Below are 14,196 nucleotides of genomic sequence, written 5' to 3' on the forward strand. Positions count from 1 at the left end.
GTAGAATCTCATCCAGATTGACGCGCGCGTCTCTTCCAGATTGTCGCGCTATACAGCGGTATTGCAGCCGTCCATGCGCCAAGGCGGCATCCCGGAACGCCTCTCGGGGCTCTCGGGCCATTGAGAACCGGACACGCTCAGAGCATCATTACGGGCGCGCTGCGTGGCTGTCTTATGACCTGAACAGGCTTGCTCCACACGCGCGGGAGCGAGCGCTGTTGGCGATCCTTGAGGCGGCATCTGGGGAGGATGGGAGGCTCCGCAACATCCTCCTTGATCCTGCCTTGCTAGGTGCCGCCCCGTCCTCATCGCTTGGGAAGCTCTATCCTGATAGCAGGTGCCCAGATGCCTTGAACGTCGCCAAGATGGCGAATGCTTTCTGCTGGGAGAGATACGGAGTGGGCATCCGTGATGCGATCCTTGACAGAAGGAAGCCAGCAGGGCGGTCCTTCATCGGGGATGTCACCACGGCCTCCGCTCCCACAGAGCAGCCCTCCCCACGCTCACAGGCCCCTTCACAGGTCGGTTCAAGCGCGTGTTGCGATTGGCGAAGGATCGCTAAGGCGCTGGGCGATAGGGGCTGGGGGCGCTTCTACGCGCCGGAGGAGCGTGACAGGCTTCTGTGATGTGATGCGGGGGGAGGAGGAGCCGATGAGGCGAAAGTCCCTCCGCACATATATGAGGACCTGTTTTGGAGGCTTTCATGCGAGTCGTGACGCGACCTCCTACCACGGACCTCTTCCCCAGCATCCTAGATCAGCGCTTCAGTTCAGGAGCCGATGAGGCGAAAGTCCCTCCGCACATATATGAGGACCTGATGGAGACCCTGAACGGGGGTTGTAACGCGACCTCCTACCACGGACTTCTTCCCCAGCATCCTAGATCAGCATTGCTGTGACAGAGACCACGGGAGGCTTCGCCTTGGGAGACCCCAGAGAGGCGGGACAGCCTTCCGCATTGTTGATGAGGCAGCTTTCTGGCGCTCCTTGGAGACCCGGAACGAGGCCCCTACAACCGGACCTGTCGAGACCACGGGCGGCGGAATGTGGCCCGAGGAGATGCGCTAGAGGCGCTCGAAGGCGGCGGAGGGCGCTCCTCACTCACTCGCCCAGCGCCCTCTTCATCGCTTCATACGCCATCTGAAGAACAGCCCGTTCGCTCCCGTAATGCGCCACCGCAACATCGGGGGCAGCGTGGCCTATGATGGCGTCCTCATCCGTCTTGGAGACCCCGGCAAGGCGGAGCGCGTCGGTGAGATTGTGGCGGAGGGAATGGACGACATGCCGCTTGTCGGTCGTCTCCTTCCTCAGGTGCTTCATGAGCGCCCCTGACACGGCATCACCGCCGCGAGCGTGGACATACTGCGGGAACAGGTAGGCGGCTCCCTGAGCAGCGGAAAGGGCCTCTTTTGCGGCTTCAAAGGCGTCCCCGATCAGCGGCACAGCGCGGATGGAGGATGCCGTCTTGACCCTCCGCCCCTCGTGCCACGCTACCTTGATATGCGGGAACTCATCCCCAAGGCGCACATCCTCCCCCCGCAGCCCTGCAATCTCCGACACCCGGCACCCCGTCCCAGCCAGCAACCGCCAGATGAGGCGGAGGTCTCCGTTGAGCCGCGCCCTCGTGGCCCGAATGACGCTCTCCGGCAGCGGTTCGCGCTTCGCTTTGGCTGACGCTCCGGGCGCTTCCCCCGTCTCGGTTATCAGCGGGAGACGGTCGAAGGGGTTCTTCACCTCGTGCAGGTCAAACTCCCTGATACCGAAGCTCACCACCGCCTTGATCCGGTTTATGTCCCGCTGAACGCTTCCTTTCGACAGTTTCTCACCGTTGCCGCCTTTGCGGTCCATGGAGAGAAGATGGTCGCGGACCTTCCGGGCATCCTCCCTCCGCAGAGAGGCCAAGGTTATCTCGTGCAGCGGCTTCCCCAGCGCCTGAGCGACCCGTGAGAGCGCCCTGTCAATGCCCTGTCGGGCGACCTTCTGCCCCTCATCCAGCTTCTTCTCAGCGACGTAGAGGCGGCGCGCATCTTCGACCGTGGGCGGAGGAGGAGGGGCATCTGCTCCCACCGACAGAGCCTTGATGCGGAATTGATCATCCCGGCTGACGCCAAGCGGCTGTCCGTCCTCCGGGTCAACCGGATAGCGGGAGAGGATGCTGTCAACGAGAATACCGGGTTCGTCCTCTCCAGCGTCCTCTCCGAGCACTTCACGCGCCCATAGGAGGGCGTCGGCATGAATCTCCCTGTCCGTGCGAATGGCTGAGATGCCCGCCCGCTGTGCAGCGAGAAGGCGGCGAGCCTCCTTGATGGCCCGCTCAATCCTCGCATGGTGTGCAGGATAGGCGCTGAGAGCTTCTTGCTGGGTGGAGCCGAGCACCTTCTTGAACCCGGTGAAACCTCGCTCCCGAAGAAGCTCCGCCACATCTTTCGGGACCCTCCGGCGATACTGCCAACGCCCCGACTCGGTTCTTTCAATGTGCGGCAAGATAAGCCCCATGTGTCCCTCTTGTGTCCCGAAATGTGTCCCTGTCGGGACACTATAACGAGGAAATCGTTGGGAAATCGGGGCTTACGCCGACGACTTGGTGCCCAGGAGAGGACTCGAACCTCCACGCCTTGCGGCACACGGACCTGAACCGTGCGCGTCTACCAATTCCGCCACCTGGGCCGGTGTCGTGGAGGGCGATGTATCGGGGCTGCGGGGGAGTGTCAACGGCCCTCGTGCGAATTTTTCGTTTCCCGTTCAGATTGCGCGGCGGTGCAGCATCCGGGGCGCGTTTGCGGCTTGTCCGGGGTGCGGTGCGGGAGTAATCAGGGGCAAGACGATGTCGGAGGCAGTCATGCAGAAGCTGGTCACGATCTATGGCGGATCCGGGTTTGTCGGGCGCTACATCGCGCGGCGGCTCGCGGCTGACGGCTGGCGCATCCGCGTGGCGGTGCGCCGCCCGAACGAGGCGCTGTTCCTGCGCTCCTATGGCTATGTGGGCCAGGTGGAGCCGGTGTTCTGCAATATCCGTGACGCCGCTTCCGTGAAGGCAGCGATGACCGGGGCGGAGGCCGTGGTCAACTGCGTCGGCATCCTGAACCGCGATGGCGCGAATACTTTCGACGCCGTGCAGGTCGAGGGCGCGGAGCGTATCGCGCGGCTTGCCGCCAAGGGCGGCGTGGCCCGTCTCGTGCACATCTCCGCGCTCGGCGCCGGGGAGGGGGGCAGCGACTATGCCCGTACGAAGGCGGAAGGCGAGGCGCGGGTGCTCGCGGCCTTCCCGGATGCGGTGATCCTGCGCCCGTCGATCATCTTCGGCAACGAGGACGCGTTCTTCAACCGCTTCGCCGCCATGTCCCGGCTTGGGCCGATCCTGCCGCTGGTGGGGGCGGAGACACGATTCCAGCCGGTCTATGTCGATGATGTGGCGCAGGCCGCCGTCATGGGTGTGACCGGGGCGGCGAAGCCGGGGGTCTATGAACTCGGCGGGCCGGAGACGGATACGCTCCGCAACATCATGAAGAAGATGCTCGGCGTGATCCACCGGCGCCGCGCCATCCTGAACATGCCTTTCTGGCTTGCGGGAGTCGTGGGGGGAGGGCTGGATCTGGGCCAGACCGTCACAGGCGGCCTGCTTGCCAATAATACCCTGACGCGGGATCAGGTCCGCAGCCTCCGCCACGACAACGTTGTGTCGGGCGAGACGATGACCTTTGAAGATCTCGGCATAACCCCCGCGCATTTCGAGGCGGTGCTTCCCGATTACCTGTGGCGCTACCGTCCGTCCGGCCAATACGACGCTATCAAGAGCAGCGCCCGTAACCTGCGTAAGACATCCTGACCGCGGGAGGGCCACAACAGGGCCGTGAAGGCCCGGAGGGACCGTGGAGCATAATACGATCGTCGCCCTGATTCTGGGCGTTCTCGAGGGGCTGACCGAGTTCATCCCCGTATCCTCGACCGGCCATCTCCTGCTTGCCGGGCATTTCCTGAATTTCCATTCCGCAGGGCGCAGTTTCGAGGTGGTGATCCAGCTCGGCGCGATCCTGGCGCTGCTGTCGGTCTATGCCGGGCGGCTGTGGCAGGTGTTCAGGGCGGCCCCGCATGACGCGGGCGCCCGGCGTACGATCCTTTCGGTGCTCATCGCCTTTCTTCCCGCCGCGGTCATCGGCGTCATGGCGCATGGCTTCATCAAGGATGTGCTGTTCGAGACGCCGATGCTGATCGCGATCATGCTGATCCTTGGCGGTTTCGTACTTCTCTGGGTGGATCGGATGAAAGTTCCGGTGCGCTATGACGACGCCGAGCGTCTGCCGGTTCACACGTCGCTGGCGATCGGTTTCTTCCAGTGTCTCGCGATGATCCCCGGAGTATCACGCTCCGGCGCGACGATCGTGGGGGCGATGCTGCTCGGCACGTCGAAGCGCGCGGCGGCGGAGTTCTCCTTCTTCCTGTCGATGCCGACGATGATCGGCGCGGTGGCCTACGATCTCTACAAGAACCGCGATGTGCTCGATTCCTCGGCATGGAGCGAAATTGCCATCGGTTTTGTGGCGGCTTTCGTGGCGGCGCTGGTCGTGGTGCGATGGTTGCTCGGCTATGTGAGCCGGCATGGCTATTCTCTGTTCGGGTGGTGGCGAATCATCGTCGGTAGCGTGGCCCTGATCGCACTTCTGATCTGGGGATAGCTGTTAGGTATGCTTTGCTGACCTATTTTGCTGCCCGAGAACCAAAATAGTTTGGCTCGCAGGGATGAAAAACGAAAATAGGTCAGTCATACTGACTTTTATATGATCGCGAGCGGTCATATAAGGCCCGAGCCAGGATTTCGTGAGGGCCCAGCTATGGCGAAGCAGCAGATGCTCCAGTTCGTGACCGTCGGCAAGGAAATGCCGTCGAAACGTCCGCCCGAACTCCGGGCCAAGGACTTCCACGAGATTTATGGGGAGTTCTCGGACCCGAAGGCGGCGGAGCAATCCGGCCGCTGCTCGCAATGCGGCGTGCCCTATTGCCAGGCGCATTGCCCGCTCTCCAACAACATTCCCGACTGGCTCCGCATGACCGCCGAAGGGCGTCTGCAGGAGGCCTACGATCTCAGCCAGGCGACCAACACCTTCCCGGAGATCTGTGGCCGCATCTGCCCGCAGGACCGTCTGTGCGAGGGCAACTGCGTCATCGAACAGTCGGGCCACGGCACCGTCACCATCGGCTCCGTGGAGAAATACATCACCGATACCGCCTGGGAGCAGGGCTGGGTGAAGCCGATCCGTCCCGCCGTCGAGCGGGAGGAAAGCGTGGGTGTCGTCGGTGCGGGCCCTGCCGGGCTTGCCGCGGCGGACCGCCTGCGGCGCATGGGCTTCAAGGTCACGGTCTATGACAAATACGACCGTGCGGGCGGGCTGATGACCTACGGCATCCCCGGCTTCAAGCTGGAGAAGCCGGTCGTCATGCGGCGCTACGAGCAGCTCGTCGATGGCGGGGTGGAATTCGTGATGAACTGCCGCATCGGCGACGCGATGGATTTCGCGGCGCTGCGCGGCAAGCATGACGCCCTGCTGATCGCCACCGGCGTTTACAAGGCGCGCGACATCAAGGCGCCAGGCGTGGGTCTCAAGGGGATCGTGCAGGCGCTCGACTATCTCACCGCGTCCAACCGCCAGTCCTTCGGCGACATCGTGCCGGAGATCGAGTCGGGCGAGCTGAACGCCGATGGCAAGCGCGTGGTGGTGATCGGCGGCGGCGACACCGCGATGGACTGCGTGCGCACGGCGATCCGTCAGGGCGCGACCAGCGTCAAATGCCTCTATCGCCGGGACCGCGCGAACATGCCCGGTTCCCAGCGGGAGACGCAAAACGCGGAGGAGGAGGGCGTCGAGTTCGTCTGGCTCACCGCTCCGAAGGGCTTCGTGGGCGACGGCACCGTCTCCGGCGTCATGGTGCAGCGCATGCGTCTCGGGCCGCCGGATGCGACCGGGCGGCAGATGCCGGAACTCATCGAGGGCGCGGATTACGTCGAGGATGCCGATATCGTCATCACCGCGCTCGGCTTCGAGCCGGAGGAGATCCCGACGCTCTGGAACGTGCCGGACCTGGAAGTCACGCGCTGGGGAACGGTGAAGGCCGATTTCCGCACCCATGCCACCAACCTTCCCGGTGTCTATGCCGCGGGGGATATCGTGCGGGGGGCGAGCCTTGTCGTCTGGGCGATCCGGGACGGGCGCGAGGCGGCGGATTCCATCGCCGATTACCTCGGCCAGTCGGCACGGGTGGCCGCCGAATGAGCGCCGCTGCCGGAGCCGCCGCGATGGGCGGCGTGCGCACCGGGCGCTGTCTCTGCGGCGGCGTGCAGATCTCCATCCGCAACGCGCCGGTCGCGATGGGCGCCTGCCATTGCGAGAACTGCCGCCGCTGGACGGGATCGGCGCTCATCGCGCTGACGGTGGCGCCCGCGGATATCGCCATCGTGGGGTCCGACAGGGTGACGGCCTACCGGTCCTCCGACTGGGCGACGCGGTCGTTCTGTTCGGTCTGCGGCTCCACCCTCTGGTACCGGCTCACCGTGCCCACGCCGGAGGAGGGGAGCTACGAGATCCCCGTCGGACTGCTCGACAACCCGCACGGCCTGCCGCTGACCAGCGAGATCTACATCGACCGGAAGCCCGACGGCTACGTGCTCGCGGGCGCCACCAGACAACAGACCGCCGCCGAGTTCGAGGCGTTCATCCAAGCCTCCATGAAGGAGTGAGCCATGACCAAGTATGATGCCGCCTGGGTCGCCGCCGAGGAAGCCAAGCGCAAGTGGATGGCGGAGAACTCGCTCTACCGCGAGGAGGATGAACATGCCTCCTGCGGCGTGGGGCTCGTCGTCTCGGTGGAGGGCAAACCCACCCGCCGCGTCGTGCAGGCGGGGATCGACGCCCTGAAGGCCGTCTGGCACCGGGGCGCGGTGGATGCGGACGGCAAGACCGGTGACGGCGCGGGCATCCATGTGCAGATCCCCGTGCCCTTCTTCTACGACCAGATCCGCCGCACCGGCCATGAGCCGGACATGTCGAAGCTGGTCGCTGTCGGGCAGGTGTTCCTGCCGCGGACCGATTTCGGCGCGCAGGAACGCTGCCGGACCATCGTGGAGACCGAAGTGCTCCGCATGGGGCACTATATCTATGGCTGGCGGCACGTGCCGGTGAACACCGCCGTTCTGGGCGAGAAGGCCAACGCCACCCGGCCCGAGATCGAGCAGATCCTGATCCGCTGCGAGAAGGACATCGACGAGGAAACCTTCGAGCGCGAGCTCTACGTGATCCGCCGCCGGATCGAGAAGGCCGCCATCGCCGCGCAGATCTACGGCGTCTATCTCTGCTCGCTGTCCTGCCGGTCGATCATCTACAAGGGCATGATGCTGGCCGAACAGGTCGCGGAATTCTATCCCGACCTGAAGGACGAGCGGTTCGAGAGCGCCTTCGCCATCTATCACCAGCGCTATTCCACCAACACCTTCCCGCAATGGTGGCTGGCCCAGCCGTTCCGCATGCTCGCCCATAACGGCGAGATCAACACCCTCAAGGGCAACGTCAACTGGATGCGGAGCCACGAGATCCGCATGGCCTCCTCCGCCTTTGGCGAGATGGCCGAGGATATCAAGCCGATCATTCCCGCCGGCACCTCCGATTCGGGGGCGCTGGATGCGGTGTTCGAGCTCATGGTGCGCGGCGGGCGCAATGCGCCGATGGTCAAGACCATGCTGGTGCCGGAGGCCTGGTCCAAGGCCACGACCGACATGCCGCAGGCCTGGGCCGACATGTATGCCTATTCCAACGCGGTGATGGAGCCGTGGGACGGCCCGGCGGCGCTCGCCATGACGGACGGCCGCTGGGTTTGCGGCGGGCTCGACCGCAACGGTCTGCGTCCCATGCGCTATGTGGTGACGGGCGACGGCCTGCTGATCGCGGGGTCCGAAGCCGGCATGGTGCCGGTGGACGAGGCCACCGTGGTGGAGAAAGGCGCGCTCGGCCCCGGCCAGATCATCGCGGTCGATATGGGCGAGGGCAGGCTCTACCACGACCGGGAGATCAAGGACAAACTCGCCGCTTCCGCCCCGTTCGGGGAATGGGTGGATAAGGTGACCGCGCTCAACGACATCATGCGCGATCTGCCGGAGCAGGCGCTTCATTCCGGCGCGGACTTGCGCCGCCGCCAGATCGCCGCCGGCTATACGCTTGAGGAGCTGGAGCAGATCCTCGCCCCCATGGCGGAGGACGGCAAGGAGGCGCTGGCCTCCATGGGCGATGACACGCCGCCCGCGGTGCTGTCGAAGATCTACCGCCCGCTCTCGCACTTCTTCCGGCAGAACTTCAGCCAGGTGACCAACCCGCCCATCGACTCGCTCCGCGAGGAGCGGGTGATGTCGCTGAAGACCCGGTTCGGCAACCTGAAGAACGTGCTGGATCAGGACAGCTCGCAGACCGAGATCATCGTGCTGGAAAGCCCGTTCATCGCGAACGGGGAGTTCGCGGAACTGCTGCGCCAGTTCGGCCAGAACGTCGGCGTCATCGACTGCACCTTCCCGCGCGACGGCGGCACGGAGGCCCTGAAGCTCGCGCTCGACCGTATCCGTTCGGAGGCGGAGGATGCGGTGCGGTCCGGCGCGTCGCATATCGTGCTGACGGATGAGCATCAGGGCGTGGACAGGATCGGCATGCCGATGATCCTCGCCACTTCGGCGGTCCATTCCTGGTTGACCCGCAAGGGCCTGCGGACCTTCTGCTCCATCAACGTCCGCGCGGCGGAATGCATCGACCCGCATTACTTCGCGGTGCTGATCGGCGCCGGTGCGACGACAGTGAACCCCTATCTGGCGGAGGATTCCATCGCCGACCGGATCGAGCGCGGGTTGCTCGACACCACGCTGATGGAGGCGATGCGCAACTACCGCCATGCCATCGACCTCGGCCTGCTGAAGATCATGGCGAAGATGGGGATCTCCGTCATTTCCTCCTATCGCGGCGGCCTGAACTTCGAGGCGGTGGGCCTGTCCCGCGCGATGGTGGCGGAATACTTCCCCGGCATGAACAGCCGCATCTCCGGCATCGGCCTGCACGGCATCCAGATGAAGGTGGAGGAAATCCACGCCAAGGGCTTCCTCGGCGGGGCCGACGTGCTGCCCATCGGCGGCTTCTACAAGGCGCGCCGCTCGGGCGAGAAGCACGCTTGGGAAGCGCAGACCATGCACCTGCTGCAAGCCGCCTGCGACCGGGCGTCCTATGAGCTGTGGAAGCAGTATTCCGCGGCCATGCGCTCCAACCCGCCGATCCATATCCGCGATCTGCTCGACATCAAGCCGCTGGGCAAGCCGGTGGCGATCGAGGAAGTGGAGAGCATCACCTCCATCCGCAAGCGGTTCGTCACACCGGGCATGTCGCTGGGCGCCCTGGGCCCGGAGGCGCACAAGACGCTGAACATCGCCATGAACCGGATCGGCGCGAAATCCGACTCGGGCGAGGGCGGCGAGGATCCGGCGCATTTCCTGCCCGACGCGAACGGGGACAACCCGTCGGCCAAGATCAAGCAGGTGGCCTCCGGCCGGTTCGGCGTGACCGCCGAATACCTCAACAACTGCGAAGAGCTTGAGATCAAGGTCGCGCAGGGGGCGAAGCCGGGGGAGGGCGGCCAGCTTCCCGGCATGAAGGTGACGGAACTGATCGCACGGCTCCGGCACTCGACCAAGGGCGTCACGCTCATCTCGCCGCCGCCGCACCACGACATCTATTCCATCGAGGATCTGGCGCAGCTCATCTACGACCTGAAGCAGATCAACCCGCGCGCCAAGGTCACGGTGAAGCTCGTCTCCGCCAGCGGCGTCGGCACCATCGCGGCGGGCGTGGCCAAGGCCAAGGCGGATGTCATCCTGATCTCCGGCCACAATGGCGGCACCGGGGCATCCCCGGCCACCTCCATCAAGTTCGCGGGGCTTCCCTGGGAGATGGGGCTGACCGAGGCGCATCAGGTGCTCGCCATGAACAACCTGCGGGAGCGGGTGACGCTGCGCACGGATGGCGGCCTGCGCACGGGGCGCGACATCGTCATCGCCGCGATGATGGGGGCCGAGGAATACGGCATCGGTACCGCCGCTCTGATCGCCATGGGCTGCATCATGGTGCGTCAGTGCCAGTCGAACACCTGCCCGGTCGGCGTCTGCACGCAGGACGAGCGGCTGCGGGCGAAGTTCACCGGCACGGCGGACAAGGTGGTGAACCTCATCACCTTCTATGCGCAGGAGGTGCGGGAGATCCTCGCCTCTCTCGGCGCGCGGTCGCTGGACGAGGTGATCGGGCGGGCCGACCTGCTGACGCAGGTGAGCCGTGGCTCCGCCTATCTGGACGATCTGGACCTCAATCCGCTGCTGATCTCCGTCGATGACACGCACAAGTTCGTCTATGACCGGACGAAGCCGCGCAACTACGTGCCCGACACGCTGGATGCAGAGATCGTCGCCGATGGCGCGCGGTTCTTCGAGGAGGGGGAGAAGATGCAGCTCTCCTATGCCGTTCGGAACACCCACCGCACCATCGGCACCCGCGCGTCGAGCCATATCGTGCGGAAGTTCGGGATGCGGAACAACCTGCAACCCGACCATCTGACGGTGAAGCTGACCGGCTCCGCGGGCCAGTCGCTCGGCGCCTTCGCCGCGCCGGGGCTGAAGATCGAAGTGTCGGGCGATGCCAACGATTATGTCGGCAAGGGCCTGTCGGGCGGCATCGTCGTGGTGAAGCCCGCCATGGGTTCTCCGCTGGAGGCCGCAAAGAACACGATCATCGGCAACACCGTGCTTTACGGGGCGACGGATGGCTATCTCTTTGCGGCAGGGCGGGCAGGCGAGCGCTTCGCCGTCCGCAACTCCGGCGCGAAGGTGGTGATCGAGGGTTGCGGCACCAACGGCTGCGAATACATGACCGGCGGGGTTGCGGTGATCCTCGGCTCCATCGGCGCGAACTTTGCCGCGGGGATGACGGGGGGCATGGCCTATCTCTATGATCCCGAAGGCGTGGCCGGTGCCTTCATCAACGCGGAAACCGTCGTCACCGCCCCGGTGGAGGTCGCTCACTGGGAGGAGGAGCTGCGCGCCCTCGTCCAGCGCCACGTGGATGAAACCGGAAGCCGCAAGGCCGCCGATATCCTTCAGCACTGGAAGCTGGAACTGGGCAACTTCGTTCAGGTCTGCCCGAAGGAGATGCTCGTGCACCTCCCCTATCCCATCCGCCTCGCCGAAGGCGCCGCGCGCGCCTGACCGGAGGCCTGTTTCGGAAGATCAAGGGGGGCGGCGACGCCCCCTTGTCCATTTGGCTTTCACCATCCCGCCCCTACAACCCCCGTGCGGATCGCCGGTCGGAAAAGTCAGTCGGTGAAAACCGGAGGCCTCCTGCCCAGACCCTGAAGGGTAGAAACGCACAACAACCGCCTCCGATCTTCTCGGAGCGGTGTCTCGTCTTCGCGATACGGAGAAAAAGTGGCAGCCCGTAGGGGAGTCGAACCCCTCTTTTCAGGTTGAAAACCTGACGTCCTAACCGATAGACGAACGGGCCACGTTTGGCGTGGGGCGGTATCTAGGGGAGGCGGCGGGGAGGCGCAAGAGGAAAAACGCAGGGAATGGAGAGATTTCTGCCGCGCAGTCGCGGAACGTCGTGCGGCATGAACAGAAGGAGAACGTATCTCTTGGCGCGCGCGGGCGCTTGCGCTATATCGGACCGATGAGCGAATGGGATGACGAAGCCGAGGCGTTTGAGAACGCCGCCGAAGGTCGGGGGGCCAAGGTGCCGCTCTCCCGCCGGGCGATGGCCATGCGCCCGGCGCATTACCTCAACGATCTCAACCCCGCCCAGCGGGAGGCGGTGGAGACGCTGGACGGGCCTGTGCTGATGCTCGCGGGGGCGGGCACCGGCAAGACGAAGGCGCTCACCGCCCGCATCGTGCACATCCTGAACACCGGCCGCGCCCGGCCCGATGAAATCCTCGCCGTCACCTTCACCAACAAGGCCGCGCGGGAAATGCGGGAGCGGGTGGGCCGGCTGCTGGGCGGTGTGGGGGAGGGGATGCCCTGGCTTGGCACCTTCCACGCGATCTCGGTGCGGCTGCTCAGACGCCATGCGGAGCTGGTGGGGCTGAAGTCGAACTTCACCATCCTCGACACGGACGATCAGGTGCGCCTGCTCAAGCAGCTCATCCTTGCGGCAGGGATCGACGAGAAACGCTGGCCGGCGCGGCAGCTTGCGGGAGTGGTGGAGGGCTGGAAGAACCGCGCCCTGACACCGGACCGGGTTCCGGCTGCGGATGCGGGGGCCTTCAACCGCCGGGGGGTGGAGCTTTATGCCGCCTATCAGGACCGGCTGAAGGTTCTGAACGCCGTGGATTTCGGCGACCTGCTCATGCATGTCGTGACGATCTTTCAAAGCTATCCCGATGTGCTGGAGGGCTATCAGCGCCGCTTCCGCTACATTCTGGTCGATGAGTATCAGGATACCAACGTCGCGCAGTATCTGTGGCTGCGGCTGCTTGCCCAGGCGCATCGCAACATCTGCTGCGTGGGGGATGACGACCAGTCGATCTATGGCTGGCGGGGCGCCGAAGTCGGCAACATCCTGCGGTTCGAAAAGGATTTTCCCGGTGCGCGGGTGATCCGGCTGGAGCAGAACTACCGCTCCACGCCGCATATCCTCGCCGCCGCTTCCGGGCTGATCGAGGCGAACGAGAGCCGGCTCGGCAAGACGCTGTGGACGGATGCGGCGGATGGCGAGAAGGTCCGCGTGATCGGCCATTGGGACGGCGAGGAGGAGGCCCGCTGGATCGGGGAGGAGATCGAAGCCCTCCTCGGCACACATCGCGCGGTGGGGCCGAAGACGCTGGACGATATGGCAATCCTTGTCCGCGCCTCGCACCAGATGCGCGCGTTCGAGGACCGGTTCCTGACCATCGGGCTGAACTACCGGGTGATCGGCGGTCCGCGCTTCTACGAGCGGTTGGAGATCCGCGATGCGATGGCCTATTTCCGCCTCGCCGTCAGCCCGGACGACGATCTGGCCTTCGAGCGGATCGTGAACACGCCGAAGCGGGGTCTGGGGGAGAAGGCGCAGGCGTTGATCCAGTCCACCGCACGGGCACGGGGGCTGACGCTCGTCCGCGCGGCGAAATATCTGGTCGATTCGGGGGAGATGCGCGGCAAGGGCGGGGCGGAGCTGCGCACCCTCGTCGCCGCCATCGGGCGCTGGCATGCGGAGGCGCTGGCCCCGGCGGAGCTGCCCGACGATGCGGTGGTGGAGCCGCTGCGCGAAGGCGCGGGGCGCTCGCGCTCACATGTAGAACTGGCGGAGATTATTCTGGACGAATCCGGCTATACGGCGATGTGGCAGAACGAAAAGACGCCCGAAGCCCCCGGACGGCTGGAGAACCTCAAGGAACTTGTGAAGGCGCTGGAGAGCTTCGACGGGCTTCAGGGCTTCCTCGAACACGTCGCGCTCATCATGGACAACGAGCAGGAGGAGGGGACGCCCAAGGTCTCCATCATGACGCTCCATGCCGCCAAGGGGCTGGAGTTTCCGGTGGTCTTTCTGCCGGGGTGGGAGGACGGGCTGTTCCCCTCGCAGCGCGCGATGGATGAGAGCGGCCTGAAGGGCCTGGAGGAGGAGCGGCGGCTGGCCTATGTCGGGATCACCCGCGCGCGGGAGCTGTGCACGATCTCCTTCGCCTCCAACCGGCGGGTCTATGGCCAGTGGCAGTCGCAGATGCCCTCCCGCTTCATCGACGATCTGCCGGAGGAGGATGTGGAGGTGCTGACCCCCCCCGGCCTTTACGGCGGCGGCTATGGTGCTGCGGGCTTTGCGGCGATGGAGGCGAAGGCGGCCTCCGCCGATGTCTACAACTCCCCCGGCTGGCGGCGCATGCAGGAACGTTCGACGCGACGCCCCATGGCGCAGCCCCGGGAATCACGGGGGCCGGTCATCGATCTGGATGCCGTGCCGCCTTTCGCCCTGGGCGACAGGGTGTTCCACCAGAAGTTCGGCTACGGCGCCGTGACCGCGGTGGAGGGCGACAAGGCCCATGTGGAGTTCGACAAGGCGGGGGAGAAGAACGTGATGTCGGCCTATCTCGTCCGGGCCGATCAGGCCGACGACGTGCCGTTCTGACGCGTTGCCGGGCATGGTTTCTGTGCCCATATTGGTCT

7 protein-coding genes and 2 tRNA genes are annotated in these 14,196 nt (G+C 65.2%); 6 read left to right on the plus strand and 3 right to left on the minus strand.

What is annotated here, in order from left to right:
* Positions 1-1,100: 1,100 nt before the first annotated feature.
* Together RT513_RS16270 and RT513_RS16275 are read right to left on the minus strand one after the other, a co-directional pair.
* A complete protein-coding gene (locus RT513_RS16270) occupies positions 1,101-2,420 on the minus strand; it encodes a site-specific integrase (protein ID WP_313534153.1) in 1,320 nt (439 codons plus the stop codon).
* A gap of 161 nt (positions 2,421-2,581) precedes the next feature.
* A tRNA-Leu gene (locus RT513_RS16275) sits at positions 2,582-2,666 on the minus strand.
* A gap of 172 nt (positions 2,667-2,838) precedes the next feature.
* On the opposite strand from RT513_RS16275, the gene RT513_RS16280 reads away from it, so the two are divergent.
* From RT513_RS16280 to gltB, 5 genes are all read left to right on the plus strand, one after another.
* Positions 2,839-3,825, plus strand: a complete 987-nt coding sequence (locus tag RT513_RS16280) for a complex I NDUFA9 subunit family protein (RefSeq protein WP_290688662.1) — start codon at positions 2,839-2,841, stop codon at positions 3,823-3,825.
* A gap of 43 nt (positions 3,826-3,868) precedes the next feature.
* Entirely contained in the window at positions 3,869-4,672 is an 804-nt protein-coding gene (locus RT513_RS16285) for an undecaprenyl-diphosphate phosphatase (protein ID WP_290688664.1), read from the plus strand.
* 156 nt (positions 4,673-4,828) lie between these two features.
* A complete protein-coding gene (locus RT513_RS16290) occupies positions 4,829-6,265 on the plus strand; it encodes an NAD(P)-dependent oxidoreductase (RefSeq protein WP_290688666.1) in 1,437 nt (478 codons plus the stop codon).
* Complete coding sequence (locus tag RT513_RS16295; RefSeq protein ID WP_256947328.1) at positions 6,262-6,729, plus strand: GFA family protein; 468 nt, start codon at positions 6,262-6,264, stop codon at positions 6,727-6,729. Before RT513_RS16290 ends, RT513_RS16295 begins: the two co-directional genes overlap by 4 nt.
* A 3-nt stretch (positions 6,730-6,732) precedes the next feature.
* Complete coding sequence (gene gltB / locus RT513_RS16300; RefSeq protein ID WP_088215769.1) at positions 6,733-11,268, plus strand: glutamate synthase large subunit; 4,536 nt, start codon at positions 6,733-6,735, stop codon at positions 11,266-11,268.
* A 220-nt stretch (positions 11,269-11,488) separates the two neighbouring features.
* On the opposite strand, the gene RT513_RS16305 is transcribed toward gltB, so the two are convergent.
* Positions 11,489-11,563 (minus strand) — tRNA-Glu (locus RT513_RS16305).
* A gap of 165 nt (positions 11,564-11,728) precedes the next feature.
* Between RT513_RS16305 and RT513_RS16310 the strand changes: the two genes are divergently transcribed.
* Positions 11,729-14,158 (plus strand): ATP-dependent helicase, encoded by a 2,430-nt coding sequence (locus RT513_RS16310; RefSeq protein ID WP_313534155.1) that lies wholly within the window; start codon positions 11,729-11,731, stop codon positions 14,156-14,158.
* The last annotated feature ends 38 nt before the right edge of the window (positions 14,159-14,196 follow it).

The organism is Haematobacter sp., assembly GCF_032102465.1.
Taxonomy (GTDB): domain Bacteria; phylum Pseudomonadota; class Alphaproteobacteria; order Rhodobacterales; family Rhodobacteraceae; genus Haematobacter.

Excerpts from the sequence above, each read along its gene's own strand:
- gltB (WP_088215769.1), top strand. The coding sequence starts at position 6,733 with ATGACCAAGTATGATGCCGCCTGGGTCGCCGCCGAGGAAGCCAAGCGC.
- RT513_RS16290 (WP_290688666.1), top strand. The coding sequence starts at position 4,829 with ATGGCGAAGCAGCAGATGCTCCAGTTCGTGACCGTCGGCAAGGAAATG.
- RT513_RS16280 (WP_290688662.1), top strand. The coding sequence starts at position 2,839 with ATGCAGAAGCTGGTCACGATCTATGGCGGATCCGGGTTTGTCGGGCGC.
- RT513_RS16310 (WP_313534155.1), top strand. The coding sequence starts at position 11,729 with ATGAGCGAATGGGATGACGAAGCCGAGGCGTTTGAGAACGCCGCCGAA.
- RT513_RS16295 (WP_256947328.1), top strand. The coding sequence starts at position 6,262 with ATGAGCGCCGCTGCCGGAGCCGCCGCGATGGGCGGCGTGCGCACCGGG.